The organism is Rhizobium sp. N122 (assembly GCF_002211295.1).
Lineage (GTDB): Bacteria > Pseudomonadota > Alphaproteobacteria > Rhizobiales > Rhizobiaceae > Rhizobium.
The window spans coordinates 119188-143023 of record NZ_LOKU01000067.1; the positions used below are offsets into that span (position 1 = coordinate 119188).

Annotated in this window: 20 protein-coding genes and 1 riboswitch; of the genes, 16 read left to right on the top strand and 4 right to left on the bottom strand. The window is 62.7% G+C overall.

Annotated elements, in window-relative coordinates; all coding sequences use genetic code 11:
- Window positions 1-18 precede the first annotated feature (18 nt).
- Window positions 19-115: riboswitch (TPP riboswitch) on the bottom strand.
- A 154-nt stretch (window positions 116-269) separates the two neighbouring features.
- Entirely contained in the window at window positions 270-854 is a 585-nt protein-coding gene (locus ATY75_RS30075) for a DUF1349 domain-containing protein (RefSeq protein WP_088940382.1), read from the bottom strand.
- A 227-nt stretch (window positions 855-1081) separates the two neighbouring features.
- Between ATY75_RS30075 and ATY75_RS30080 the strand changes: the two genes are divergently transcribed.
- From ATY75_RS30080 to aspA, 12 genes are all read left to right on the top strand, one after another.
- Window positions 1082-2608: an ABC transporter substrate-binding protein gene (locus ATY75_RS30080; protein ID WP_088940280.1), complete on the top strand. Its 1527-nt coding sequence runs from the start codon at window positions 1082-1084 to the stop codon at window positions 2606-2608.
- A gap of 222 nt (window positions 2609-2830) precedes the next feature.
- Window positions 2831-3772: an ABC transporter permease gene (locus ATY75_RS30085; RefSeq protein WP_190241452.1), complete on the top strand. Its 942-nt coding sequence runs from the start codon at window positions 2831-2833 to the stop codon at window positions 3770-3772.
- Window positions 3772-4641: an ABC transporter permease gene (locus ATY75_RS30090; protein WP_088940281.1), complete on the top strand. Its 870-nt coding sequence runs from the start codon at window positions 3772-3774 to the stop codon at window positions 4639-4641. Before ATY75_RS30085 ends, ATY75_RS30090 begins: the two co-directional genes overlap by 1 nt.
- Before the next feature lie 49 nt (window positions 4642-4690).
- A complete protein-coding gene (locus ATY75_RS30095) occupies window positions 4691-5203 on the top strand; it encodes a RidA family protein (protein ID WP_054184500.1) in 513 nt (170 codons plus the stop codon).
- A gap of 68 nt (window positions 5204-5271) precedes the next feature.
- Window positions 5272-6468: an aminotransferase class V-fold PLP-dependent enzyme gene (locus tag ATY75_RS30100; protein ID WP_088940282.1), complete on the top strand. Its 1197-nt coding sequence runs from the start codon at window positions 5272-5274 to the stop codon at window positions 6466-6468.
- Window positions 6469-6485: 17 nt separating this feature from the next.
- On the top strand, window positions 6486-8321 hold the full coding sequence (locus tag ATY75_RS30105) for an ABC transporter ATP-binding protein (protein ID WP_088940283.1): 1836 nt from the start codon (window positions 6486-6488) through the stop codon (window positions 8319-8321).
- A gap of 79 nt (window positions 8322-8400) precedes the next feature.
- Window positions 8401-9222 (top strand): bifunctional allantoicase/(S)-ureidoglycine aminohydrolase, encoded by an 822-nt coding sequence (locus ATY75_RS30110; RefSeq protein WP_088940284.1) that lies wholly within the window; start codon window positions 8401-8403, stop codon window positions 9220-9222.
- 85 nt (window positions 9223-9307) lie between these two features.
- Window positions 9308-10084, top strand: coding sequence for a FadR/GntR family transcriptional regulator (locus ATY75_RS30115; RefSeq protein WP_245317660.1), 777 nt, complete (start codon window positions 9308-9310; stop codon window positions 10082-10084).
- Complete coding sequence (locus ATY75_RS30120) at window positions 10077-10781, top strand: FadR/GntR family transcriptional regulator (RefSeq protein ID WP_088940285.1); 705 nt, start codon at window positions 10077-10079, stop codon at window positions 10779-10781. The genes ATY75_RS30115 and ATY75_RS30120 overlap by 8 nt, the downstream gene beginning before the upstream one ends.
- A gap of 237 nt (window positions 10782-11018) precedes the next feature.
- Window positions 11019-12491: an amino acid permease gene (locus ATY75_RS30125; protein WP_190241453.1), complete on the top strand. Its 1473-nt coding sequence runs from the start codon at window positions 11019-11021 to the stop codon at window positions 12489-12491.
- Between the two features lie 72 nt (window positions 12492-12563).
- Window positions 12564-13658, top strand: a complete 1095-nt coding sequence (locus tag ATY75_RS30130) for an asparaginase (protein WP_088940287.1) — start codon at window positions 12564-12566, stop codon at window positions 13656-13658.
- Between the two features lie 108 nt (window positions 13659-13766).
- Complete coding sequence (gene aspA / locus ATY75_RS30135) at window positions 13767-15194, top strand: aspartate ammonia-lyase (protein WP_064843432.1); 1428 nt, start codon at window positions 13767-13769, stop codon at window positions 15192-15194.
- Window positions 15195-15240: 46 nt separating this feature from the next.
- Here aspA and ATY75_RS30140 read toward each other — a convergent pair whose 3' ends face one another.
- On the bottom strand, window positions 15241-16170 hold the full coding sequence (locus ATY75_RS30140; RefSeq protein WP_088940288.1) for a TauD/TfdA family dioxygenase: 930 nt from the start codon (window positions 16168-16170) through the stop codon (window positions 15241-15243).
- Between the two features lie 297 nt (window positions 16171-16467).
- On the opposite strand from ATY75_RS30140, the gene ATY75_RS30145 reads away from it, so the two are divergent.
- From ATY75_RS30145 to ATY75_RS30155, 3 genes are all read left to right on the top strand, one after another.
- Window positions 16468-16875, top strand: coding sequence for a carboxymuconolactone decarboxylase family protein (locus tag ATY75_RS30145; protein WP_064843437.1), 408 nt, complete (start codon window positions 16468-16470; stop codon window positions 16873-16875).
- Window positions 16876-17159: 284 nt separating this feature from the next.
- Window positions 17160-17981 carry a DUF1206 domain-containing protein gene (locus ATY75_RS30150; RefSeq protein WP_088940289.1) on the top strand — a complete coding sequence of 274 codons (822 nt, stop codon included), beginning with the start codon at window positions 17160-17162 and terminating at the stop codon, window positions 17979-17981.
- A 199-nt stretch (window positions 17982-18180) separates the two neighbouring features.
- Entirely contained in the window at window positions 18181-20505 is a 2325-nt protein-coding gene (locus tag ATY75_RS30155; RefSeq protein WP_088940290.1) for an EAL domain-containing protein, read from the top strand.
- Between the two features lie 39 nt (window positions 20506-20544).
- Here the strand turns inward: ATY75_RS30155 and ATY75_RS30160 are convergent, their stop codons facing one another.
- Entirely contained in the window at window positions 20545-21267 is a 723-nt protein-coding gene (locus ATY75_RS30160) for a response regulator transcription factor (RefSeq protein ID WP_064843440.1), read from the bottom strand.
- The gene (locus tag ATY75_RS30165) at window positions 21264-22517 is read right to left on the bottom strand and encodes a sensor histidine kinase (RefSeq protein ID WP_064843442.1); all 1254 of its coding nucleotides are present in this window, start codon (window positions 22515-22517) and stop codon (window positions 21264-21266) included. The genes ATY75_RS30160 and ATY75_RS30165 overlap by 4 nt, the downstream gene beginning before the upstream one ends.
- Before the next feature lie 279 nt (window positions 22518-22796).
- Here ATY75_RS30165 and ATY75_RS30170 point away from each other — a divergent pair, with 279 nt between their 5' ends.
- Entirely contained in the window at window positions 22797-23813 is a 1017-nt protein-coding gene (locus tag ATY75_RS30170) for an ABC transporter substrate-binding protein (protein WP_088940291.1), read from the top strand.
- Window positions 23814-23836 lie beyond the last annotated feature (23 nt).

The window sequence follows — 23836 nt, forward strand, 5'->3', positions numbered from 1 at the left end:
GGTCATTCGTGCGGTGAGCCGCGACCCCGAGCGACTCCCTCCGCCGGCATTATCCGGTTCAGGTTCGAAGGGTGCTTCTCAGCCCGTCTGTCGACGGGCGCCCCTGTCTCTCATCGCGCTCTTTTTCGCAGAGAACGGCGCGGATGTCATCTCGAAAATGACTGTCCTGCGACTGATCGGACATGACGCACGCGGGCAGCGTGACTGCTGCGGTTCTGCGTTAACGTTGCTGCGGTTGGCTCTAAGATAATCTGAGCATCGCCCAGCTCTTAGCTCAAATCATGCAGATCCGTCGTAACCGCCGGCCCAATCGAAAACGCCGAAAACCGCACCTCCAACCCGCTGCGCTCCGGCGTGCAGGCGGTCGGCCCAACATCATATCGGTCGGCAGCGGGGAACGGCGCTAACCGCAGCAGCGGCCAGCGGCTGCCGTCGCGGGAGGCCTGGATGCGCAGGGCGCCGTTGGCGACGGTGACGCGAATGTGGAAATCTTCGAGTTCCTTGAAGGGTTGCGACACCGACCAGTCGGACTTGCCGTCGGTGACGACGGTGCTGAGGAAGGCTTCGCCGTCGGTGAATTCGACGCCGGTTTTGACCCAGTGGTTTTCGTCGAGACGCACCATCAGGCCGGCCTGGTCGTAGAGGGTGCGGAATTCGCCCTGGATGCGGATCTGGGCGGTGAAGCTCTCGGGCGTGGGAAAGGCGAGGAAATGGCCGCTGTCGCGGGTGAAGCCGTAATAGGTTTCCCGCCAGAAATCGGTTTTCTCGCCTGTTGTCAGGGTGAGGGCGGCGTCGTCCACGCGCCAGCTGGCCGGTTCGTTCAGCCATTTTCCACCGTTGAAGTCGATGTTCATTCCACCCTCGCCTTGTTGACGCTCTGCCGCTGCCGATTCGTTAGGCCGCATCATGCGCAGCCTTCGCGCAGGTGGCCAGCCGAGGCCGGTGATGCGGTGCTCTTTCGCCATCCTGATCCTCGTCCCACGATATAATCCGTGGCTTCCGCTTGACACCACCACTTCATCTCTTATTCTGTTACAAAAAGATGAATTGCATAATAATGGAACTAAACGGGAGCCATCACATGAAAACGCTTGTCGCATTCCTGCTCGGCACTGCGCTTGTCGCCCTGCCTTCGACCCTCTTTGCCCAGGAAAAGGGCGGCGTCATCAATGTCGCGACGATCGGCGAGCCGCCGACGCTCGATCCGATGTCGTCGACGGCCGATCTCGTCGGCATCGTCACGCAGCATATTTTCGAAACGCTCTATACGTTCGACAAGAGCTGGAACGTCACGCCGCTGCTGGCCGAAAGCCTGCCTGAGATCAGTGCCGACGGCAAAACCTATACGATCAAGCTCAGGACCGGCATCAAGTTCCACGACAATAGCGATATGACCTCGGACGATGTCGTCGCTTCGCTCAGCCGCTGGATGAAGATCGCCTCGCGCGGCAAGCAGGTGGCCGGCTTCATCGACAAGATCACGGCTGCCGATCCCGCAACCGTCACGATCACGTTGAAGCAGCCCTACGCGCCGCTGACCTCACTGCTTGCCTTCAACAATTCGGCGGCGATCATCATCCCCTCGGAAAAGCAGGACGAGCCGATGAAGGAGTTCATCGGCACCGGCCCCTATATGCTGAAGGAGCGCAAGGCCGACCAGTATATCCAGCTCGTCCGCTTCGACGGCTACAAGTCCCGCGAAGGCGACAGCAACGGCTATGGCGGCGCCCGCCATCAATATCTCGATGAAATCCGCTTCGTGCCGGTGCCGGATCCGAACACCCGCGTCGAGGCCGCGATCTCCGGCCAGTATGATTATGTCGATTCGATCGCCGTCGAATCCTACGACAAGGTGAAGGCTTCCACAGCCTCGCAGCCGGTCATGCTGAAGCCCTTCGGTTATCCGGTGTTCGTCTTCAACACTAGGGAAGGCGTTGCTGCGAATGTCGAGGTCCGCAAGGCGATCCGCCAGGCGCTCAGCATGGAAGACATGCTGGCCGCCGCTTTCGGCAGCAAGGATTTTTATGCGCTCGACGGCGCCATCTATCCGAAGACATTCTCCTGGTCGACGGATGCCGGCGTCGAGGGCGCCTATAATGTCGCCGATCCGGAAGGGGCGGCGGCGGCCGCCAAGAAGGCCGGTTATAACGGCGAGCCGATCCGCATCCTGACCAGCCGCCAGTATGAATTCCATTACAAGATGGCGCAGGTCGCCGCCGAATATCTGAAGCTTGCCGGCTTCACCGTCGATATGCAGGTGGTCGACTGGGCGACGCTGACGCAGCGCCGCACCGATCCGAAGCTCTGGGATATCTACATCACCCACAGCCCCTTCCTTCCGGAACCGGCCCTCATCGGTTCGCTCTCGACCAGCTCGCCCGGCTGGTGGGATACGCCGGCCCGCAAGGCCGCTGTCGATGCCTTCACCTCCGAGGTGGACCCGACGAAGCGCGTGGCACTCTGGGCCGATGTCCAGAAGGCTATCTATACAGACGCGCCCTTCATGAAGATCGGCGATTTCAACGCCGTCTCGGCGAAATCGGTCAAGCTCGAAGGCGTCGATCCGGCCCCCTGGCCGTATTTCTGGAACGCTTCGATCAAGAAGTGATGGAGTGATTTCGGTGGCCGCTACTTGCTCCCTCATTCCTGTGCTTGTCACAGGAATCCAGCACGCCCAAGTCCTTGGGCGCGGAGGATTTCTTGAACCGATAAAGGTCAATCACGGCGCAGACGCGCCGTGGCTGGATCCCTGTGTCAAGCACAGGGATGAGGGAGGGCGGCGGATTCCGCTACGACACGGACATGGACCAAGCCGAGGAGCAATGTTCGGATGATCCGCTACATCCTCCAGCGCCTGTTCGGCATGATCGTCGTGATGTTTCTCGTCGTCACGATCGTCTTCGTCATCGTGCGGGTGACGCCGGGTGACCCGGCCGCCGTCATGCTCGGGCCGGATGCGACGCCGCAGGATATTGCCGATCTCCGAACCCGGCTCGGCCTCGATCAGTCGCTCGGCCTGCAATATGTCTATTATATCGGCCAACTGCTGCGGGGCGATCTCGGCCAGTCGATCTTCCTCAACATGCCTGTGACGTCGGCGCTGCTCGATCGGGCCGAGCCGACCTTCTTCCTGACGCTGTTTTCGCTTGCCATCGCGAGCATCATCGCGCTGCCGATCGGCATCTATGCCGCCTATCGGCGCGGCTCCTTCGTCGACCAGGCGGCAACGACGCTGGCGATGTTTGCCGCCAGCATCCCAAGCTTCTGGCTCGGCCTCATCCTGATGCAATTCTTCGCCGTCCGGCTCAATCTCTTCCCGGTTTCGGGTTATGGCGGCCCCGGCTCAACCTTCGCGGACCGGATGTATCACCTGACGCTGCCGGCCTTTGCGCTCGGCATCGTCTCCTCGGCGCTGATCCTGCGCTTCACCCGCGCCTCGATGCTCGATGTGCTCGGCGACGATTATATCCGCACGGCGCGCGCCAAGGGGCTGATCGAGCGCAAGGTCATCCTCAAGCACGCGCTGAAGAATGCGCTGATCCCGATCCTGACGGTGCTCGGCCTGACGGCGGCGGTGCTGATTTCGGGCGCCGTCGTCACCGAAACGGTCTTCGGCCTGCCCGGCGTCGGCAATCTCGTCGTCTCGGCGGTGCTGCGCCGCGACTATCCCGTCATCCAGGGGGCGCTGCTCGTCATCGCCGCGCTCTACGTGCTGATCAATTTTGCGATCGACATGCTCTATCTGCTGGTCGATCCGAGGGTGCGCTACTGATGGCCGATTTTGCAATCAAGCCCGCCGAGAGCGACGGCAGCAAATTCCTCCGCCGCTTGCTGAAACGCAAGACGGTGGCCTTCGGCCTGCTGATCCTGGCGATCTTCGTGCTGCTGGCGGTCTTCGCGCCTATGGTCGCGCCCTATTCGCCGTCCAAGCTTTCGATCGTCAACCGGCTGAAGCCGCCAGGCGGCACCTTTTTCTTCGGCACCGACGAGTTCGGCCGCGACGTCTTCTCGCGGACGATCTTTGCCGGCCGCCTGTCGCTGCTCGTCGGTGCGGCGGTCGTCAGCCTGTCGGCCGTGATCGGCGTCACCCTCGGCCTGCTTGCCGGCTTCTTCCAGAAGCTCGACACGCCGATCGCCCGGCTGATCGACGCGATGATGGCCTTCCCGGATATTCTGCTGGCGATCGCCCTTGTCGCCGCGCTCGGCCCGTCCCTGACCACTGTTATCATCGCGCTGTCGATCGTCTATTCCCCGCGCCTGGCCCGCATTGTCCGTGCATCGACGCTGGTTATCCGCGAACTGCCCTATGTCGAGGCGGCGAGGGCGCTCGGCATTTCCACCTTCCACATCATGACCCGGCATGTGCTGCGCAATCTGCTGTCGCCGATCCTGGTGCAGGCCACGTTCCTCTTCGCCAGCGCCATGTTGGCCGAAGCTGGTCTCTCCTTCCTCGGCCTCGGCGTCAGCCCGGAGATCCCGACCTGGGGAACGATGATCGCCGCCGGCCGCCAATATATCGGCCAAGCCGACTGGATGACGCTGTTTCCCGGTGTCGCCATCATCCTTTCGGTGCTGTCGCTGCAGATGGTCGGCGACGGCCTCAGGGACATGCTCGACCCAAGACTTCGCAAGGACCTTTAATCCGCCGACCTAAATCGGCCAATCCAAAATTCGCCAATTCAAAATTCGCATGACAGGAGTTTGCGTGAATCAGTTTCCAACCGCCGCCGGCAAGGTCGAGAACTCGCCTTACCAACGGTTAGCCGCCCTCGGCATCAAGCTGCCGCCGCCGCCGCCGCCGATTGCCAATTTCGTGACGCATGTGGTGGAAGGCAATATGCTTTACCTCTCCGGCCAGGGGCCGCGCGAGGCCGACGGTTTCCTGCATGCCGGCAAAGTCGGCGCCAATGTCGGTGTCGAGGAGGCGTACCGGCATGCGCGGCTGACCGGCATCAATCTGCTCGCCGTCATGCATGATGCGCTCGGCGATCTTTCCCGCGTCAAGCGGGTGGTCAAGCTGCTCGGCATGGTCAATGCCGTGCCTGAGTTCGAGGATCATCCGAGCGTCATCAACGGTTGCTCGGATCTGTTGATCGCGGTCTTCGGCGCGGCCGGCGAACATGCCCGCTCGGCCGTCGGCTTCGGCTCGCTGCCCGGCAACATCACCGTCGAAATTGAGGCGATCGTCGCCTTGAATGGCTGACGAGAGCTTTCATATTCGGAGCAGCGCCACCATGGCCCGTTCCTCGACTGAGATTTCTGGAGACCTTCATGCCCACTGATATCAGACCTTCGCTCGGCCTTCGCCCCGTCATCAACGTTTCCGGCACGATGACCAGCCTCGGCGCCTCGATCGTCGTGCCGGAGGCGATCGAGGCGATGGCATCGATCCTGCCGCATTTCGTCGAGATCAACGACCTGCAGCGCAAGGCAAGCGCCGTCATCGCCCGGCTGACCGGCGGCGAGGCGGGCTTCGTCACCGCCTCCTGCTCGGCCGGCATTTCGCTGGCGGTCGCCGGCGCCATCACCGGCGACAATCTGCTGGCGATCGAAAAGCTGCCGGATGTCGTGCCCGAGAGGAACGAGGTGCTGGTGCAGATGGGCCATGTGGTGAGCTACGGCGCGCCGGTCGATCAGGCGATCCGGCTTGCCGGCGGCAAGGTCGTATTGATCGGCCAGGCAACCTCGACGCATCGCTTTCACATGGAAAAGGCGATCACCGAAAAGACCGCCGCCGCCGTCTATGTCGTCTCCCACCATGTCGTCGACTACGGCCTGCTGAACCTCAAGGAATTCGTCGAGATCGCTCATGCCAGAGGTGTGCCTGTGATCGTCGATGCCGCCTCGGAATATGATCTCCGGATCTTCCTGGAGCAGGGGGCCGATATCGCCCTCTATTCCGGCCACAAATTCCTCGGTGGCCCGACGTCCGGCATCGTTGCCGGCCGCAAGGAGCTGGTGCGCCATGCCTTCCTGCAGAATATGGGAATCGGCCGCGGCATGAAGGTCGGCAAGGAAAGCATCTTCGGCGTCATGGCCGCACTCGAAGCCTGGGAAAAGCGCGATCATGCCGGCATCCGCGAGCGCGAGACCAGCTATCTCAACCTGTGGAAACGCACGCTCGATGGCCGTCCCGGCGTCACTGCGCTGATCGAGCCCGATCCGACCAACAATCCGCTTGAGCGGCTGCGCCTGATCGTCGATGCCGGAGAGGCCCATATCACCGCCTGGGATCTCGCCGATGCGCTGGCGAAGGGCAGCCCGCCGATCATCGTGCGCGACCATGAGGTGGAGCACCGCTATTTCTACCTCGACCCGTGCAACCTGCATCCGGGCCAGGAGCGCATCGTCGCAAATCGCCTGGCCGAGGAACTCGACAAGGCGCGCGCCTCCAACGAAATCATCGCAACCCCGATCGAAAACCGCAGCCGGCACCGCTTCGACGGGCTGCTGCGCTGGCCGGATTGAACGTAGAAGGAACCGACATGGGCAGCGTCCAGGCGCAATCGATCGAGACAGCCACCCCCGTTCTTTCCGTCGAGGGGCTGACGACGTCCTTTCTGGTCGACGGCGCCTGGAAGCCTGTGGTGCGCGACATCTCCTTCACCGTCGCGCCCGGCGAAACGGTCGCCATCGTCGGCGAATCCGGCTCGGGCAAGAGTGTCACGTCGCTGTCGATCATGCGGCTGCTGCAGGCCGACACAAGCCGCGTCGAGGGCCGGGTCATGCTCGGCGGACGCGACCTGCTGGCCTTGCCGGAACAGGCCATGCGGCAGGTGCGCGGCAATGAGGTGGCGATGATCTTCCAGGAGCCGATGACATCGCTCAATCCGCTCTTCACCATCGGCGACCAGATTTCCGAAGCGCTGCTCTGCCATTCCAATATCAGCCGGGCCGATGCCAGGGCCGAGACGATCAGGCTGCTGGAGAAAGTTCGCATTCCCTCGGCCGCCTCGCGCTTCGACGAATATCCGCATCGTTTCTCCGGCGGCATGCGCCAGCGGGTGATGATCGCCATGGCGCTCGCCAGCCGGCCGAAACTGCTGATCGCCGACGAGCCGACGACGGCCCTCGACGTGACGATCCAGGGCCAGATCCTCGATCTCATCAAGATGCTGCAGGAAGAGGAGGGGACGTCGGTTCTCTTCATCACCCATGACATGGGCGTCGTCGCCGAGATCGCCGACAGGACAGTGGTGATGTATCGCGGCGAACAGGTCGAGAGCGGGCCTACCGCCGATATCTTCCACCGCGGCAGACATCCTTACACCAGGGCGCTGCTCTCGGCCGTGCCGGTGCTCGGCTCGATGCAGGGCCGGCAGCGGCCACTGCGTTTTCCGGTGGTCAATACGGCGACGGGAGAATCGAACACGCCGACCGAGGCCGCCGATACCGTCGCGGCAACGCCGGTCTTGCAGGTGAAGAACCTCACCAAGCGTTTCGACATTCATTCCGGCCTGTTCGGCCGGCTGACCAGCCGCGTGCATGCTGTCGAAAACGTCTCCTTCGATCTGCACGCCGGCGAGACGCTGTCGCTCGTCGGCGAATCCGGCTGCGGCAAGTCGACGACCGGGCGCGCCATCATGCGTCTCATCGAGCCGCAGGCGGGCTCCGTTCTCGTCGAGGGCAGGGAGGTGCTCGGCCTCGACAAGGGGGATTTGCGCGCGATGCGCAAATCCGTGCAGATGATCTTCCAGGATCCCTTCGCCAGCCTCAATCCGCGCATGACGGTGGGGGCGGCGATCGCCGAGCCCTATCTCGAGCACCGGATGGGCAATTTGAAGCAGGCGAAAGAGGTCGTTGCCGATCTGCTGGTCAAGGTCGGGCTCTCCCCCGAGATGGCTTGGCGTTACCCGCATGAATTTTCCGGCGGCCAGCGGCAGCGCATCTGCATCGCCCGGGCGCTCGCTTTGCAGCCGAAGGTGATCGTTGCCGACGAAAGCGTGTCGGCGCTCGATGTTTCGATCAAGGCGCAGGTCATCAACCTGATGCTCGACCTGCAGCAGAGCCTCAACCTCGCCTTCCTGTTCATCTCGCACGACATGGCCGTGGTCGAGCGCGTTAGCCACCGCGTGGCGGTGATGTATCTCGGCGAAATCGTCGAAATCGGCCCGCGCGCCGCCGTGTTCGAAAACCCGCAACATCCCTATACGAAGAAACTCATCGCCGCCGTGCCGGTGCCCGATCCCGACCGCCGCCACGAAAAACGCATGGTGGCGAATGACGAGATCAAGAGCCCGATGCGATCAGTCGATTACCAGCCTCCGGCCACCTTGTATCGTGAAGTCGGGCCGGGCCATCTGGTGATGGCCGACCGGTAGCGAAAGGCGTTGGGAGTTGCCTAACGGGCCGGCGGCGCATAAAGCAGATGCAGAGACACCTGCCTGGAAAGCCGCATCAATGGACAAGACAGAGTATTTTTCGAAGCTCGGCGGTTTGCCGCCGCAGACCCAGTTGCTTTCCGGCAGAGCCGTTTTCACCACGGCTTACGCGGTCATCCCCCGCGGCGTCATGAGCGATATCGTCACCAGCCTCCTGCCGCATTGGACGGGAACGCGGGCATGGGTTCTTTCCCGCCCGCTCTCCGGCTTTTCCGAAACCTTCTCGCAATATGTGATGGAGATTCAGCCGGGCGGCGGAAGCGACCGGCCGGAGCCGGACAGCCGCGCCGAGGCAGTGCTCTTCGTCGTCGAAGGCGGCATGACGGTGGAGATCGAAGGCGTCAGCCATACGCTGCGCGCCGGTTCCTTCGTCTATATTCCCGCCGGATCGGTCTGGCGCCTGAAGAACGACGGCTCGGCCGCGGCGATTTTTCACTGGGTCAGAAAGGCCTTTCAGGAAGTCGAGGGGCTGGAGCCGCCGCCGGCGATCGTCACCCATGAGGACGACCATCCGATCCGGGCCATGCCCGATACCGACGGCCGCTGGGGTACGACCCGCTTCATCGATCCGGCCGATGTGCGCTACGACATGCACGTCAATATCGTCACGCTGGAACCGGGCGCGGTGATCCCCTTCATGGAAACCCATGTCATGGAGCATGGGCTCTATGTGCTGGAAGGCAAGGCCGTCTATCGCCTGAACCAGGATTGGGTCGAGGTCGAGGCCGGCGATTTCATGTGGCTGCGCGCCTTCTGCCCGCAGGCCTGCTACGCCGGCGGCCCCGGCCGCTTCCGCTACCTGCTCTACAAGGACGTCAACCGTCACATGAAGCTCTGGTAGGCCCCGCGTCGGCATGCCGCCGGCGCGTCTGCGCGCACCTGTCCGGTTGCTTGACAGCTCTTTCGAATGCCCGCATCGTCCTTCGATGCAGGATATGGATTCATGGCTGTCGGAGAAGAAAGAGATAGGCCGGAGAAACGCTGCCGAAGCGGTCTTCGAAGATATCCGGACGGCGATTGTTAGTCGGAAACTGGCGCTCGGAACCCGTCTTCCCGCGGAGGTGCAACTCGCCGAACGTTACGGCATCAGCCGGGCGATCGTGCGTGAGGCGCTTCGCTCGCTGCAGACGCTGGGGTTCACGCAAACCAGGACCGGCCGGGGCACTTTCGTCGTTTCGGAAAGCCCGGCGCGGCAGCTCGGCGGCGGCCCCTATTCCGCCCGCGATCTGATGGAGGCCCGCCCCTGCATCGAGATCCCGGCGGCGGGCTGGGCGGCATTGCGGCGCTCGAACGAGCAGTTGGCGTCGCTTGCATCCCTGTGCGACCGGATGGACGAGGAGGAAGACGTCCAGACATGGGTGCGGATGGACGCCGAGTTTCATGGAGAGATCGCTGGAGCCTCGGGCAATACGATCTTCAGGAAAGTCGTCGCCGATGTCCGCGGCGCGCTTTCGACGCAATCGGAACTGGTAGAGCATGTCCGCGGACGGCGCAAAGCCTCCAACGCCGAGCACCGCCGCATTCTGGAGGCCATCGCGGCAGGCAGCGAGGGGGATGCGCGCACAGCGATGGCGGAGCATCTGCTGGAGGTCAAGCGGTCCATCATCGGGATTGCCGATGAAAGAGGACTGCGCCGAAGGTATGATTTTAAATTGCACCCCAAATCCGGGTGCGCTGCCGATCGAACGCAAGACGATGAATGATCTAGAAAACTGGCTTTCCAACTCCGCGATCCTCAGTCGAAAAAGCGCCTCGGAACTGGTGTTCGAGGAGTTGCGCAATCTCATTATCGCCGGCCGGTTTGCCGAAGGTTCCAAGCTGCCGTCGGAAGCCAAGCTCGCGGCAAAATACGGTGTCAGCCGCCCGATCGTGCGGGAAGCGCTGCGCTCGCTGCAGATTTTGGGGCTGACGGAGACGCGAACGGGAAGCGGAACCTATGTGCTCGCGGCTGGCGGCGGCGGCGATATCCGTTACGGCGATTATTCGGCGCGTGATCTGATGGAGGCGCGGCCCTTCGTCGAAGTCTCCGCTGCCGGCTGGGCGGCGCTGCGCCGAAGCGATGACGAACTGTCCCGGCTGCTTCATCTTTGCGACCGGATGGAGCAGGAAGAAAATACCGAAGCCTGGGTGCGGCTGGATTCGGATTTTCACGGGCTGATCGCCGAGGCGTCGAAGAACGCCGTCTTTCGCGACATCGTCGATGATGTGCGCGAGGCGATGGCGCAGCAATCCGGGCTGCTGACCGCTTTGGGGCCGCGCCGCCAGGAATCGAATGAAGAGCATCGCGCCATCGTCGAAGCCATCCGCATAGCGGCGGAGGCCGAGGCCCAGGCGGCGATGGAAATCCATCTCAGGAAGGTCGCGGCGGCTGTCAGCCGCATCATCGGCATCGAGCTCTGATATCTTTGGCGCTTTTGACGGAAGCCTAGGAAATCGATCCAATCCCGCCACCAAAGACTGCCTTTCTCCAGGCCGCCGGTGACGCATCCACAAATAGCAGAGGGAAAATCCTTGACTGCAGGGTGGTTTTTCCTTTATTCGCCAAACCTGTCAGACCGCATAGCAGATTAACATCTTTATGACATCTGCGCGGAGGGGCGGCCGGGAGGTTGCCGAACCCAGGGATAGGGAGGAGAAATGACAGTCATGCAATCCAATAGAAGCGAGGCCGAAGGCCAGGTCTTTGCCGAGGAGGATCTCGGCTACCACAAGGCGCTGAAGCCGCGGCAGATCCAGATGATCGCCATCGGCGGCGCCATCGGCACGGGGCTGTTTCTCGGCGCTGGCGGCCGGCTTGCCGCTGCCGGGCCCGCACTTGTGCTGGTCTATGCCTTGTGCGGCTTTTTCGCTTTCCTCGTTCTGAGGGCGCTCGGCGAACTGATCGTCCATCGCCCGACCTCGGGCTCGTTCGTCTCCTATGCCCGGGAATTTTACGGCGAAAAGCTCGCCTTCGCGGTCGGCTGGATGTATTGGCTGACCTGGGCGATGACGGCGGTCGCCGACGTCACCGCGGTCGCCCTCTACATGAATTTCTTCAAGGCCTATGTCCCCTGGATCGCGATGATCGATCAGTGGGTGTTTGCGCTCGCGGCGCTGGTCCTCGTCCTCTCGATGAACCTTCTGTCGGTGAAGGTCTTCGGCGAACTGGAATTCTGGTTCAGCCTCGTCAAGGTCCTCGCCCTCGTCGTCTTCCTGATCGTCGGCGTCTACTTCGTCGTCACCGGCACACCGATCGACGGCCATGTTCCGGGCCTCAACACGATCACCGATTTCGGCGGCATGTTCCCGAACAGCATCCTGCCCGCCTTGGTGGTGATACAGGGCGTGGTGTTTGCCTATGCCTCGATCGAGCTGATCGGCACCGCCGCCGGCGAAACCGAAAATGCCCGCAAGGTCATGCCGCGGGCGATCCGCACGGTCGTTCTGCGCCTGGTGGTCTTCTATGTCGGCTCGGTCCTGCTGCTGTCGCTGCTGCTGCCCTATACCGCCTACAAGGGCGGCGAGAGCCCGTTCGTGACCTTCTTCGGCAAGATCGGCATCCAGGGCGCCGACGTGGTCATGAACCTGGTCGTGCTGACAGCCGTCCTGTCGTCGCTGAATGCCGGCCTTTATTCCACAGGCCGCATCCTGCATTCCATGGCGATTTCGGGGTCGGCTCCGGCGGCGCTGGCGAAGATGAACCGATCCGGCGTGCCCTATGTCGGCATTGCGGTGACGGCTATCGTGACCGCCTTCGGCGTCGTGCTGAACGCCGTCGTTCCGGCAGAAGCCTTCGAGATCGGCCTGAATGTCGCCGCCCTCGGCATCATCGCGGCATGGGGCGTGATCGTGCTGTGCCAGCTCAAGCTGTGGCAGCTGTCGCGGCAGGGCAAGCTGGCGCGGCCTGAATTCCGGATGTTCGGCGCGCCTTACACCGGCCTGCTGACCCTTGGTTTCCTTGCCGTCGTCGTGATCCTCATGGCCCTCGACTATCCGGTCGGAACCTACACGGTCGCCTCTCTGGCGCTGATCATTCCGGCGCTGGTGGTCGGCTGGCTGCTGATGCGTGAGCGCATCTACATGCTCGCCGCCGAACAGGGCGAGGATCGCGGCGGTTTCGATCTCGCCTGACACCGATCGACAATCCAAGCTTTCTCCGGCGGCGCATGTCGCCGCCGGGGTGCGGCATGAATGGAGAGAGACATGACCCCGAGTGAGGATTTCGTCGTCACCGATCGTGGCGGCATCGTCGAGAACCGCCATCGCGTCCACGCGGCTGTCGTCGATGCAACGGGCAGGCTGCTTTACGCGCTGGGAAATCCCGAGCGCATGACGCTTGCCCGCTCCGCCGCCAAGCCGGCCCAGGCGCTTGCCATCCTGGAGACGGAGGGTTTTGCTGGTTACGGCTTCGACGATGCGGATATCGCGCTGATGTGCGCGTCCCACAGCAGCGAAGAGCGGCACATCGCGCGCACGCGAACCATGCTGTCGAAGATCAAGGCCGAGGAGGCCGACCTTCGCTGCGGCGGCCATCCCTCGCTGTCGGAAACGGTCAACCGCTCATGGATCAAGCAGGACTTTGTCCCGACAGGCGTCTGCAGCAATTGCTCGGGCAAGCATGTCGGCATGCTTGCCGGCGCCCGGGCGATCGGCGCAGGCATGGAAGGCTACCACCTGCCGGATCATCCGATGCAGGGGAGGGTCAAGCGCACCGTCGCCGAACTCTGCGATCTGGATGTTGAGGACGTCGAATGGGGGATCGACGGATGCAATCTCCCGACCCCCGCTTTTCCGCTGGACCGGCTGGCCCGCATCTATGCCAAGCTTGCCGCGGTAGCGGACGGCTACGAGGCGGGCAAGGGCCTGTCGACGCGGGGTCCGGCATTGGCCCGCATCTTCCATGCAATGGCGCGCCATCCTGACATGGTCGCGGGTGAGGGGCGCTACTGCACAGCGCTGATGCGTGCATATAACGGCGCCCTCATCGGCAAGCTCGGGGCGGATGCCAGCTACGCGATCGGCGTGCGGGCCTCGGATGAAACCCGGCGATTGGGGACGGACGGTGCGCTCGGCATCTCGGTCAAGATCGAGGACGGCAATCTCGAAATCCTTTACGCCGTCGTGACGGAGCTTCTCCAGCGGCTCGGCATCGGCTCGGCTGATATCCTAAGCCGGCTCGCGCCGTTCCATCATCCCCAGCGCGTGAACACGATGGGTGTTACGACAGGCGGCGTATCTTTCCCATTCAAACTGCGCGGATCGAAGGAGGACGGGGACGATCCTCGTCTTTCCGCCTGACCCGGTGACGCCTCCCGACGCGGCTATTCTGCCGCGTCAACAGCCATTCTCGTCTTCAGCCTGCCGCCGCAATGCGTGCCGGCAGCGCCCCTCTCGAAAGTTCTCGCCATGACGACATCCGATATGACTGCTATCCGCGTTGAGCACGATCTGATCGGCGATCGCGACGTGCCGGCCTCGGCCTATTACGGCGTGCATACGCTGCGCGCGGTCGAGAATTTTCCGATTACCGGTCAGACGCTGAAGGAATCGGCGGATCTGATCGCATCCCTGGCGGCGATCAAGCAGGCGGCGGCTCAGGCCAATGTTAGCCTCGGCCTTCTGGATCAGGAGCGGGCCGATGCGATCATCGCGGCCTGCATCGAAATTCGCGACGGGGCGCTGCACGATCAGTTCGTCGTCGATCTGATCCAGGGTGGGGCGGGAACCTCGACCAACATGAACGCCAATGAGGTGATCGCCAACCGGGCGCTCGAAATCCTGGGCCATCACCGCGGCGAGTACCAGCACCTGCATCCGAACGAGCACGTCAATCTCTCGCAATCTACCAACGACGTCTACCCGACGGCGTTGAAGCTCGCCGCGTGGATCGGCGTTCATCGTCTGGTCGACGCCATGGCGATCCTGCGCCGGGCCTTCGAGGCCAAGGCGGTCGAGTTTTCCGACGTTCTGAAGATGGGCCGCACGCAATTGCAGGACGCCGTGCCGATGACGCTCGGCCAGGAGTTTGGAACCTATGCCCTCATGCTGGCGGAGGACGAGGCACGGCTTTCCGAAGCCGTCTCGCTGATCCGCGAGATCAATCTCGGCGCCACCGCGATCGGCACCGGCATCACCGCTCATCCCCGTTATGCGGCGCTGGTGCGCGAGCGCCTGTCCGAAATCGTCGGCGTCGATCTGGTGACGTCACCGGATCTGGTGGAGGCGACGCAGGATTGCGGCTCCTTCGTGCAGCTTTCGGGCGTTCTGAAGCGGGTGGCGGTCAAGCTTTCCAAGACCTGCAACGACCTGCGGCTTCTATCCTCGGGGCCGCGGGCCGGCTTCAACGAGATCAACCTGCCGGCGCGCCAGGCCGGCTCCTCGATCATGCCCGGCAAGGTCAACCCTGTTATCCCTGAAGTGGTCAACCAGGTCGCTTTCGAAGTGATCGGCAACGACGTGACGATCACCATGGCCGCCGAGGCCGGCCAGCTGCAGCTGAACGCTTTCGAGCCGGTGATCTTCTATAGCCTCTATCGCAGTCTCAGCCACCTGACCAATGCCTGCCTGACGCTCGAGGCGAATTGCATTCAAGGTATTACCGCCAACCGCGAGAGGTTGCGACAGACGGTCGAGCAATCGATCGGCATCGTAACGGCGCTCAACCCTTATATCGGCTACCGCAACGCCACCGAGGTTGCGCTGGAAGCGCATCATTCGGGACGGGGGGTTTACGAAATTCTTCTCGAGCGCGGGCTGATGCAAAAGGAGCATCTCGATGCGGTGCTGCGCCCGGAAACGCTGACCCGGCCGAGCGAGAAGCTGTCCTTCTCGTAAGGCATGCGGCGCATTTTGCTTCCGGGCGGCACTCATTCGTGCACGATCAGGCCGCCTTGGCTTGCGGCTTGGCAGCCTTGACATGGGTTATGCTGCGGCGGCCGTCGATGCTGACGGGAACATCGCCGTCGACGGTGGCGCGGCGCACGACCCGGTGCTGGTCGCCATAATCGTTGACGGCATAGTGCTGCGTCGCACGATTATCCCAGATTGCGACATCTCCGGCCCGCCAGCGCCAGCGCACGGTATTTTCCGGGGCGGTGACGTAGGACTGGAACACTTCGTAGAGTTTCGCAGAATCGTTCTTCGACAAGCCGACAAGGCGCTGAACGAAATTCCCGAGCAGCAGCGACCTTTCGCCCGTCTCCGGATGGACACGCACGACCGGATGCTCGGTCTCGTAGATGGTCGAGGTGAAAACCTCCTCGAAATGCTTCTTCTCCTCGGCGGTGGCGCGAGGGCGCACGGTGGCATAGTCATAGGCATTGCTGTGAACGGCCCATAGATTGTCCGCCAGCAGTTTCAGCGGCGCCGGCAGGCTTTCATAGGCGGCATGGGTGTTGGACCAGATCGTGTCGCCGCCGGCTGCCGGAATGACGACGCCGCGAAGCACGGAGAATTTGGGATAGGCATCGACGAAGGTGACGTCGGTGTGCCACTGGTCGGCTCTGCCGCCGCCGCGGCTGGAATCGAGATTGAGAATGGAGGCCGTGCCGGAGACCGGTCCCTGGGTCGGATGCGGCACGAGATCGCCGAGGCGGCGCGCGAAAGCTTCCTGTTCGGAATCGTCAAGATGTCCCTGATCGCGGAAGAAGATGACCTTGTGTTTCAGGAGAAGCTGGTTGACGGCTGCCACCGTTGCATCGGAAAGCTCTCCGCCAAGGCGGATGCCTTTGATTTCGGCGCCGACACGGCCGGTCAGCGGGACGACATCGATGTCGGGAATGATCTGATTGACGAGAACCGGATTGCTCATGGAAATCTCCTGTTGATAGTGGATGAACTCGGCAGGTCGCATGCGCCCAAGGATCGCATCCGTTGGGCGTCGAGATTTCAGCGCTGAAGTCGACAGGGCTATGGAACCGTATAATCTACAAAATCTGTAGACAATAATTTCTAATTTAAGCTGTTTTCGTGAAACGGCCGCCTCGATTTTCTCGCCGGCAGGGAGGCTGGCGGCCATTGCCGTTTCTTCGTATCTTCCGTTGCGGCGTGGGATCGCCGAGCAAAGTCATGCGTGAGGCCGTAGATCGGCGCCGGAAAGGAACTTTCGATGGCAACAGTCAAACTTCTGTCGGATCAAGAGGCCGCGGCCATTCCAGCCGTGCAAGCCGTGTTCGATGACATCAGGGCGACGCGCAATACCGATTTCATCAACAATTTCTGGCGTGCCCTTGCCAACGATCCGGCCAATCTCAAGCGGGTATGGGAAACGCTCAAATCGGTCATGACGGTCGAAGGTGCCATCGATCCGCTAACGCGGGAGATGATCTACATCGCCGTGTCGACGGCCAATGCCTGCCAGTACTGCATTCAATCCCATACCGCGGCCGCTCGCGCCCGCGGCATGACCGATGCCCAGCATGGCGAACTCCTGACGGTCATCGGGCTTGCCGCACAGACAAATCATCTGGCTCTCGCCATGCAGGTTCCGCCCGATCCGGAATTCGAGGTGCGATAGGAAACGACAGACGCGGCGCGCATCTCGATGCCGTTGCGACGTAAGCGGGGCAGTGGAGCGCAACTTAAGATGCGCAAAAATCAACCTATACGTGTAAATGTGGCGTAATCTTTCTTATGGAACTGGCGAGGCAATAGCTGCTCCCAATCGCAAACGACCGCGTTGCCGGTGAAGACCGAAGCTCCATTCTCCAGCATCCTGCGGACCTCTGCGAGTCCTCTCAGCAAACTTTCGGAAGTCTGGCGCGTTAACCCCGCGCGCCGACTACGGATGGGGAAATGCTGATGAGCAAAGGCTTTCGATTTGATGTGCTCGCCAAAGCCGGCTACGTGGCGCGCGGTGTCGTTTTTCTCCTGATAGCGGGGTTGGCGCTCTTTTCCGGCGTCGCCGGCGGCCGGCCGGAAACGAAGTCGGCGCTCTCGACGCTGCTTGCGCAGCCGTTCGGGCGTATCTGGGTCGGAATGATTGGTCTTGGTCTTCTCGGATTTGTCGCCTGGAGGCTGGCGCAGTCCCTGGCGGATAGCGACGGCCACGGGCGGGACGGGAAGGCACTGGTGATCCGGGCCGCACTCTTCGGCAGTGCCGTCACCTATCTCGGCCTTGCCGGATATGCGCTGGGTCACGCCATCTTCCTCGGCGGCGGGAGCGAAGGTTCCGGTGAGAGGGGGCTGGCGGGATGGATCATGTCGCAGCCGTTCGGCTCCTACCTGGCGATCGCCGTTGGCGCCGGCTTGGTCATCGGCGGCATCGTGACGGTCGTAAAGGGCATCACCCGCAAGTTCGAGCGCTACGTCAAAATACCGGACAGCAAGGGAATCGTGACATTGATCTGCGTTTACGGTCTCGTCGCCCGCGGCGCGGTATTCGCGATCACCGGGATATTTTTCGCCTATGCCGGCTTCCGGGTGGACCCGCAACAGGCCGGCAGCATGGGCGACGCCCTGGAATGGGTCCGCCAGCTTCCGTTCGGATCCTTCCTCTACATCGCCGTCGCCGCCGGATTGGCAGCCTTCGGAATATACAACCTTGTCGAGGCGCGCTACCGCGTCATCTCAGGCCCATCTTTGGCAGCCGCCAAGCGTTCGATCCCGCTGGCGGGCTCTTGATACCTTTGCCGGAAGTCGATTTTCTCCAACCGAAGCCACCGAGCTGCTGCTGCGGCCGGCTTCCCCAGCTGTTTGTCGAGAGACACATTCTTTTCGTCCTTTCGTTGTGGTTTTTGCATGGATGACCGGCATTTTAACGAAGCCTATATGATTTCGTTAGGCCCGCTTTGGCACCCTCCCCGCACCTTCGGGAGATGCCATGTTCACTGTGATTTCATGTATCACCGACCAGCATGACTGGACGCTGCTTTTCGTTGCCCTGTCGATCTGCTGCTTCGGCAGCCTGACGGCGGTTTTCATGTTGACGCGTGCGCAGGAATGCGTGCGGCACCATCACCACTCCTGGCTCATCGCTGCTGCCGTCGTCCTCGGCGCCAGCACCTGGGCAACCCATTTTATCGCGATGCTGGCTTATGCCGGCCCGGTGCCGATCGGCTATGACGGACCTCTGATCATTCTGTCGATTATCGCCGCCATCGTCCTGTTTGCGGTGGCGGTTGAAATCGCTTTCATCAATGGCGGCCAGCTTGTCCAGGCATCCGGCGGGGTCCTGTTTGGCGTTGCCGTTGCGGCAATGCATTTCGTCGGGCTGCTTGCGATCACGCCTTTGAGCATGGTTTCGCTCGTCCTGGACAAATCGATCGTCGCCTGTGCGATGGCAATCGGCTTCGGCATCGTTGCGGTTGCGGCCCTGCGGCATAGCGCAAGCAGGCGTTTTCACATTTTTGCCGGCGCGGCGTGCATCGTCCTGGCGATCTGCAGCCTCCACACCGTGTCGATGAGCGGTGTCCAGATCACCCCTTCGGCCGAGCCCGTGCACGCCGATCTCTCCTCCGTCGATCGGATCGCCATCGCCATCGCCGTCTCGATCATCTCCACATTGATCCTGCTCGGAGCGGCCGCAGCGCTGTTTCTCGACCGTCATTTGACCGATCTGCGCGGGCTGGCGAATGCCTCGTTCGAGGGGCTGGTCATCGCCCAGGAGAATGTCGTCATCGATCTCAACGAGAAATTCGCTGCGATGGCCGGTAAGGCAGCCGCGTTTCTGAAAGGGCAGCCGGTCGACGCGGTGCTTGCGGTCGAAAGGCGCCTCGGCATCGACACCTGCCAGGGAGCGGTGTTGCGCGCGGGCCAGGACATGATTCCGGTCGAGATTCTGGCTCGAACGATCGAATATCGTGGGCGCGAATGCCAGGTGATCGCCGTACGCGATCTGACGGAGCGCCATGAGGCGAGCCGCAGGATCGAGCATATGGCGCGGCATGACCCATTGACCGGCCTGGCGAACCGCCGCGAATTCGACGGGCGTTTCGAGATGGCGATATCAGGCGCTGCAGAAACACTAAGCGGGCTGGCGCTTCTTGCCCTCGATCTCGATCGGTTCAAACTCGTCAACGACACGTTCGGCCATGCCGAAGGGGATGCGGTGCTTCAGCGCGTCGCGCAGGTCCTGATCCGCGCTTTGCCGGCCGATGTGACGATCGCCCGCATGGGCGGAGATGAATTCTGCATCATCCTCGAAAACGCGTCCCGCCAACGGACGGAAGCACTGTCAGCAGATCTGCTGACGGCTTTCGCCCACGAATTCGCAGAGCTCGCGACCTCTTCGGGATTCGGCGCCAGCATCGGGATTGCCTTGTACCCCGAGCACGGCGTTACCGGTCGGCGTCTCAGAAACAATGCCGATATGGCTCTCTACCGAGCCAAAAGCGGCGGCCGCGGCAGAGCCTGCACATTCGAGGCGGCGATGGACATCGAACTGCATGCCAAGCGGCAGCTCGAACACGATCTGCGGCACGCACTCGCCAAAGGAGAGCTTTTCCTCGTCTACCAGAGGATCGTCGACACATGCTCGCAAGAGCCGTGCGGTTATGAGGCGCTGTTGCGCTGGCGCCATGCAAGCCGAGGCGTCCTTGCCCCGGCGGACTTCATCGCTGCCGCCGAAGAAACCGGCTGCATCATCCCCATCGGGATCTGGGTTCTGGAACAGGCCTGCATCGAAGCAGCCTCGTGGAAAACTCCGCTGGCGATCGCGGTCAACATCTCGCCGGTTCAGTTCCTGATGCCGAACCTGGTGGAGCAGGTCTCGCAAATTCTTGCGAAAACCGGGCTGCAGCCTGACCGTCTGGAGCTCGAGATCACCGAGTCGGCGCTGTTCCACGATCGGGCCGCCGTGCTTTCCACGCTCGGTCAGCTCCGGGCGACGGGTATCCGGGTCGTTCTCGACGACTTCGGGACCGGTTATTCCTCGCTCGCCCATCTGCGGGATTTTCCGTTCGACAAGCTGAAGATCGACAGACGTTTCCTTGCCGGCATCGGCGTCGATCCCACCATCAGGGCGCTGTTTGAGAATGTCATCGAGATGGCGTCGACGCTCAACCTGCCGGTGATTGCCGAAGGCGTCGAGACGCAGGAACAGCTTTCGATCCTTCATGCAAGCCAGCCGGCGCAGATGCAGGGCTTCCTGTTCGGCAAGCCTGAGGCGGCGCCGAGCAGCCGGGCGCCGTTGAAAGCGATCGCCTGACCCGCCTGGGCAGATTATAGGCTTTCCAGCAGCTCCGGACTACTTTCCGTCGAGCCACTCCTGCAACTCTGCCTCGGCCCGCTCCAGAGCGCTGTAATTCAGGAGCTTGCGCAGGAAAGCCACCGTGATGGCGCGGGCGCGGAGATTGAAGCGGCCGTCCTCGTGGTCGTCGCCGGCGCTCTGATAGACATCGAGCTTGTCGTAGAGCTGCTGCAGGCGGTTCTGCACGCTGCGCAGCGACAGGCCGCGGCGTTTGGCGATCGCCCGGTCGGTGAGACCGAGCGCGATATCGACGAGGATTTCGTATTCGGAATCGGTAAAGCCGTTGGTCTGGCCGAGGCTCTTCTGCTGCAGGCCGCGCACCTCGCGGTCGATGACGCATTGGCTCTCGATGAAGATCGAGCGCAGCGCCAGCTTCAGCCGCTCGTCGGAGGCGGATTTCAGCACATAGCCGTAGGCGGCGCCATCCGGCACGATGCGCGAGACGCCGCGCACATAGGCCTCGTCAGAATAGTTCGACCAGAACAGGATGCGGGTCTCCGGCCGCTCCTTCCAGATGGTGCGCGCCGCCTCGATGCCGTTGCGGCTCGCCATTTGCAGGTCCATGACGATATGCGCCGACTTGTGGTCGCGCGCTAGCTTCTCGCCGACCGTGCCGTTCTCGGCCTCGATCACCGTATCGCATTCCGGCAGGGCGGCGTTGACCGCCTCGTGCAGATAGGAGCGGTGCAGCGGGTCGTCCTCGACGATCAGAACCTTCATCGTGTCTCTCCTCGGTCCGGCCCGCTCGCCGGGTCGTGCGGGGTTAGCGGCAGGACGACGCGCACCACGGTGCCGCGATTGTTGTGGCCGGGGCCGGTGGTGAAGCGCGCCGAAATCAGCCGCGCACGGGTCTTCATATTGTCGATGCCGCCGCCGATCCGTCCGCGCGCCTTGGCGAGCCCGCTGCCGTCGTCGAAGATCTCGATCGACAGCCGCTCCTCGTCGGCCTCGAGCCGCACCGTGACGGCGAGCGGCGCGGCATGGCGCACCGCATTGTTGATCGCCTCCTGGGCAATCCGGAACAGCGCGACGCTGACGGTCGGTTCCAGTCGCTCCAATGCGCCGTGCGTTTCGTCGACCAGACCCCATTCGATGGCCGATCCGGTGTCGCGGGTCGACCGGTCGAGATGATGCTCGATCGCCTGCGCGAGGCCGAAGAGCTGGAGCACCGAGGGTTTGGCCTGTTCGATGATCTGCCGCAGATCCTGCATGCAATGCTGCAGCGAGCGGGAGACCGGCTCCAGCGCCTCGGGCGTCACCTCGCCGTTGCGCGACAGCCGGTCGATCCGGCGGGCGAGCCGCGTCAGGTCGGCGAGCGTCTGGTCGTGCAGGTCCATGCCGATCCGCTGGCGTTCCTGCTCCAGCGCCTCGGTCAGCTTCAGCGCGCCCTGCCGCAGCCCCTCCTCGCGGGCCCGGGCCTCCGCCTCGACGATGGCCGAGCGCTGCGCCTGCTCGGCAGCCTGCAGCGCGAAGAAATAGGGGGTCAGCAAGTCGGCGATGATGCGGGCGCGTTCGATATCCTCCATCGTATAGACGCCCGCCGTTCGCGATGAACAGGAGAGCGCCGCGATGATCGTGCCCTGCACCTTCATCGGCACATGCAGGCGGCTCCGCAGCGACTCTTCGACGATCGGCCGCTTGAAGGCGCCCTCGAAGTGGAAACGCTGGTCCGTCATGGCATCGTCCGCCAGCAGAAAATCCACCTCGCCCCGGAGCAGCGAACGGATCGGGCTGTTGACCACGGGCGCGCCGGCAAGGTCGCCCCAGGCGGTTTCGATGCCGGTCTCATAGGCCGTGTGGTAGTTGCCGCCCTCCAGCAGCACGCAGACGTCGAGGTGGTCGTGCGGGATGATATGGGCGACCTCGGCCGCAACCGAACGGATGGCCGAGCGGAAGTCGAGCTGGCCCGCGAGCAGCCGGGAAATGCCGAGATAGTGGTCGAACATGGCTGCGGGTGCGCGATGCAGCATGGTGGTTCCTCCCCGAGACGGCAGCAGGCTCCTCAACCCGCAGCGCGCCCTTTGCAGTAAGCGCCCGCGGAAGCGCCGCCGTCTTGCGTAAACCCGCAGCTAATTGCGCAAAACCCGCAAACGACTTGCTGCCTTGCCCCTGTACAGCCCGGTCGATCTCCCGCATCCTGCCCTTACTGAGAGGAGGAAGCTCAGTGCAAGAACAATTTTCACTCGAGCCCATTTTGGGCGCGCAGGAGTGAACGATCCGCCGACCGGCGCGATCAGAGGGAGAGAGACATGACAATTCGTAAGATGCTTCTGGCATCGGCCGCTATTGCTTGCGCCGCGATGCCCGTTTCCGCCTTTGCCGACACGTCGGCCAAGAAAATCGCCCTTTCCAACAATTATGCCGGCAACTCCTGGCGCCAGGCCATGCTGACGAGCTGGGGCAAAGTCACCGGCGAGGCGGTCAAGGCCGGCGTCGTTGCCGCCGCCGATCCCTTCACCACCGCCGAGAACCAGGCGACGGAGCAGGCGGCGCAGATCCAGAACATGATCCTGCAGGGTTATGACGCCATCGTGTTAAATGCCGCCTCGCCGACGGCGCTGAACGGCGCGGTCAAGGAAGCCTGCGACGCGGGCATCACCGTGGTGTCCTTCGACGGCATCGTCACTGAACCCTGCGCCTGGCGCATCGCCGTCAACTTCAAGGAAATGGGCCGCAGCGAGGTGGAGTACCTGTCGAAGAAACTCCCGCAGGGCGGCAACCTGCTCGAGATCCGTGGTCTGGCCGGTGTCTTCGTCGATGACGAGATCTCGGCCGGCATTCACGACGGCGTCAAGCAGTTCCCGCAGTTCAAGGTTGTCGGCTCCGTCCACGGAGACTGGGCGCAGGACGTGGCGCAGAAGGCGGTTGCCGGCATCCTGCCGAGCCTGCCCGACATCGTCGGCGTGGTGACGCAGGGCGGCGACGGTTATGGCGCCGCGCAGGCGATTGCCGCGACCGACCGCAAGATGCCGACCATCATCATGGGCAACCGCGAAGACGAGTTGAAGTGGTGGAAGGAGCAGAAGGACGCCAAGGGCTACGAGACCATGTCCGTTTCCATCGCGCCTGGCGTCTCGACGCTCGCCTTCTGGGTCGCTCAGCAGATCCTCGATGGCAAGCAGGTCAAGAAGGATCTCGTCGTGCCCTTCCTGCGCATCGACCAGGACAATCTCGAAACCAACCTCGCCAATACGCAGGCCGGCGGCGTTGCCAACGTGGAATACACGCAGGCAGACGCCATCAAGGTTATCGAGCAGGCCAAGTAAATCTCCCGGCGACTGCCGCGCGG

Bases quoted from the DNA above. Each gene is read 5' to 3' on its own strand.
- ATY75_RS30075 (WP_088940382.1), bottom strand. From the start codon at position 854: ATGAACATCGACTTCAACGGTGGAAAATGGCTGAACGAACCGGCCAGC.
- ATY75_RS30080 (WP_088940280.1), top strand. From the start codon at position 1,082: ATGAAAACGCTTGTCGCATTCCTGCTCGGCACTGCGCTTGTCGCCCTG.
- ATY75_RS30085 (WP_190241452.1), top strand. From the start codon at position 2,831: ATGATCCGCTACATCCTCCAGCGCCTGTTCGGCATGATCGTCGTGATG.
- ATY75_RS30090 (WP_088940281.1), top strand. From the start codon at position 3,772: ATGGCCGATTTTGCAATCAAGCCCGCCGAGAGCGACGGCAGCAAATTC.
- ATY75_RS30095 (WP_054184500.1), top strand. From the start codon at position 4,691: ATGACAGGAGTTTGCGTGAATCAGTTTCCAACCGCCGCCGGCAAGGTC.
- ATY75_RS30100 (WP_088940282.1), top strand. From the start codon at position 5,272: ATGCCCACTGATATCAGACCTTCGCTCGGCCTTCGCCCCGTCATCAAC.
- ATY75_RS30105 (WP_088940283.1), top strand. From the start codon at position 6,486: ATGGGCAGCGTCCAGGCGCAATCGATCGAGACAGCCACCCCCGTTCTT.
- ATY75_RS30110 (WP_088940284.1), top strand. From the start codon at position 8,401: ATGGACAAGACAGAGTATTTTTCGAAGCTCGGCGGTTTGCCGCCGCAG.
- ATY75_RS30115 (WP_245317660.1), top strand. From the start codon at position 9,308: ATGCAGGATATGGATTCATGGCTGTCGGAGAAGAAAGAGATAGGCCGG.
- ATY75_RS30120 (WP_088940285.1), top strand. From the start codon at position 10,077: ATGAATGATCTAGAAAACTGGCTTTCCAACTCCGCGATCCTCAGTCGA.
- ATY75_RS30125 (WP_190241453.1), top strand. From the start codon at position 11,019: ATGACAGTCATGCAATCCAATAGAAGCGAGGCCGAAGGCCAGGTCTTT.
- ATY75_RS30130 (WP_088940287.1), top strand. From the start codon at position 12,564: ATGACCCCGAGTGAGGATTTCGTCGTCACCGATCGTGGCGGCATCGTC.
- aspA (WP_064843432.1), top strand. From the start codon at position 13,767: ATGACGACATCCGATATGACTGCTATCCGCGTTGAGCACGATCTGATC.
- ATY75_RS30140 (WP_088940288.1), bottom strand. From the start codon at position 16,170: ATGAGCAATCCGGTTCTCGTCAATCAGATCATTCCCGACATCGATGTC.
- ATY75_RS30145 (WP_064843437.1), top strand. From the start codon at position 16,468: ATGGCAACAGTCAAACTTCTGTCGGATCAAGAGGCCGCGGCCATTCCA.
- ATY75_RS30150 (WP_088940289.1), top strand. From the start codon at position 17,160: ATGAGCAAAGGCTTTCGATTTGATGTGCTCGCCAAAGCCGGCTACGTG.
- ATY75_RS30155 (WP_088940290.1), top strand. From the start codon at position 18,181: ATGTTCACTGTGATTTCATGTATCACCGACCAGCATGACTGGACGCTG.
- ATY75_RS30160 (WP_064843440.1), bottom strand. From the start codon at position 21,267: ATGAAGGTTCTGATCGTCGAGGACGACCCGCTGCACCGCTCCTATCTG.
- ATY75_RS30165 (WP_064843442.1), bottom strand. From the start codon at position 22,517: ATGCTGCATCGCGCACCCGCAGCCATGTTCGACCACTATCTCGGCATT.
- ATY75_RS30170 (WP_088940291.1), top strand. From the start codon at position 22,797: ATGACAATTCGTAAGATGCTTCTGGCATCGGCCGCTATTGCTTGCGCC.